Annotated in this window: 3 protein-coding genes; all 3 read left to right on the plus strand. The window is 58.0% G+C overall.

Going from position 1 to position 1,970, the window contains the following annotated elements:
- A partial coding sequence (gene pgaC, locus L9Z73_RS29880; RefSeq protein ID WP_247408526.1) for a poly-beta-1,6-N-acetyl-D-glucosamine synthase occupies nucleotides 1–850 on the plus strand: 850 nt, incomplete at its 5' end.
- Nucleotides 851–852: 2 nt separating this feature from the next.
- Complete coding sequence (gene pgaD / locus L9Z73_RS29885; protein WP_247408529.1) at nucleotides 853–1,335, plus strand: poly-beta-1,6-N-acetyl-D-glucosamine biosynthesis protein PgaD; 483 nt, start codon at nucleotides 853–855, stop codon at nucleotides 1,333–1,335.
- A gap of 432 nt (nucleotides 1,336–1,767) precedes the next feature.
- Nucleotides 1,768–1,970: IS66 family transposase (locus tag L9Z73_RS29890; RefSeq protein WP_247408531.1), on the plus strand; the 203-nt coding region annotated here is incomplete at its 3' end.

A 1,970-nucleotide genomic window follows, 5' to 3' on the forward strand; every position in this document is an offset into this window, starting at 1 on the left:
CGATGCGTTGCTCGACAAAAACGCGGCGGCTTACCTGGTTGCGCCGATGCTCGACAACCCGCGCCTGGGCGCCGTGACCGGCAACCCGCGCATCCGCACGCGCTCGACCTTGATCGGCCGCGTGCAGGTGGGTGAGTTCTCTTCGATCATCGGCTTGATCAAGCGCACCCAGCGCGTATTCGGTCGGATCTTCACGGTGTCCGGTGTGGTGGTGGCGTTCCGTAAAAAGGCGCTCGACCGCGTCGACTACTGGAGCACCGACATGATCACCGAAGACATCGATGTCAGTTGGAAGCTGCAACTCGATCACTGGAGCATCTTCTACGAGCCGCGCGGCCTGTGCTGGATTCTCATGCCCGAAACCGTCGGAGGCCTGTGGAAACAGCGCCTGCGCTGGGCCCAGGGTGGCGCCGAAGTGCTGTTCAAGAACATCCGTGGCATCTGGCAATGGCGGCATCGCTACCTGTGGCCGCTGCTGTTCGAATACTGCCTGTCCACCGGCTGGGCCTTCACCTTCCTGTTGTCGGTGATCTTCTGGGGGCTGGGCAAATTCATGGTCTTGCCCCAAGCGATTGCGGTGGACTCCCTGGTGCCGCCGGCGTTTACCGGGCTGGTGCTGGCGATGGTGTGCCTGGTGCAGTTTGCCGTGAGCATCCTGATCGACCGGCGCTACGAAAAGGACCTGTGGAAAACCCTGTTCTGGACCGTGTGGTACCCGATGGTGTTCTGGCTGGTCAGCTTGTTCACCACGCTGGTCAGTTTTCCCAAGGTGTTGTTCAAACAGCATCAGAAGCGCGCGCGCTGGGTCAGCCCGGATCGCGGTATCAAACCTGCCAATGAGGACGCGTGATCATGAAACTGGTCCGAACTCGTCAACACCCGGTGATGTGGGGCATCGATGTGCTCTTGACCCTGCTGGCCTGGGGCGGGCTGATTTGGCTGCTGATGCGCGGCATTACGTCGATGCTGGACAGCCATGGCGGCCCACGCCTGGAAGCGCCGATTTTCGCGGCGCTCAACACTCTGCAAATCTACCTGTGGATCGCCCTGTTCAACGCAGTGATCCTGATCAGCTGGGCGCGTTACCAGCAACGCAAGGGACGCAAGTTCGCCCAGCGCCGCGCCGAGGCCAACGGGCTCAGCGACAAGCACCTCAGTGAAAGTTTTAAGCTGGAGGAGGGGGCCCTGGAGCAGTTGCGCAGGCCGGGTGTGCTGGTCATCCACAACGACGAGCACGGCGGCGTCGAGGACGTGAAATCCCATGTCTCGCGCGACGTGGAACGCCCGCCGCTGACCCTGGTGCCCGGCCAAGAAAAAGACAAGGACGTCGGCTGAAGGTCAAACCAAGCCGTTCTTTGTGGTCGCTGTGGAGCCTCGGCGAGGCTCTGCAGCGCCTCCACCGGTTCTGCAGCATCAGGCTTGCCGCTCGTCCCCAATCGGCTTTCCCTGCAATGTCGATAAATGAGCTCTAGTTCACAAAATTCTTGCGAACTTTTCCGTCTTTCCCGGTACTAACCTAACTCGGCAATAACTTGATGGCCAAGTAGTGGCAATTAATAAGGTATTCGCTGAATCAACATCAAAATAGTTGCCGTTTGTCGGAACAATACTTCCGATGAAGAACCTTTCGTCTTTTTTGATTATTTTTATTGTTATTAATCAGTGTATTGCATAACTAACTAGAACTGACGTGCAACTAATCCATTTTCTTGGGTCAGCCGAAGTTCGATGTTAGTTTGCCGCGCCTTGATTTTCGACGGATCGAACATGTCTTTGTTATTGCCACGGACTCGGTATCTTCTGTGTACTTTGTTGCTCGCCGGGTTAAGCCTGAACAGCGCCACGGCCGCCCCCACGCCGGGCGATCAGGACCTGATCCGCGACCGCCAGAACCGCCTGCTCGATGGTTATCGTGGCTACGTGATGACCGATGATTACGCCGGTTATAACGCGTTGGGCGGGCAGGCTGG

Source organism: Pseudomonas emilianonis (genome assembly GCF_023072625.1).
Lineage (GTDB): Bacteria > Pseudomonadota > Gammaproteobacteria > Pseudomonadales > Pseudomonadaceae > Aquipseudomonas > Aquipseudomonas paraveronii.

Excerpts from the sequence above, each read along its gene's own strand:
- pgaD (WP_247408529.1), top strand. The coding sequence starts at position 853 with ATGAAACTGGTCCGAACTCGTCAACACCCGGTGATGTGGGGCATCGAT.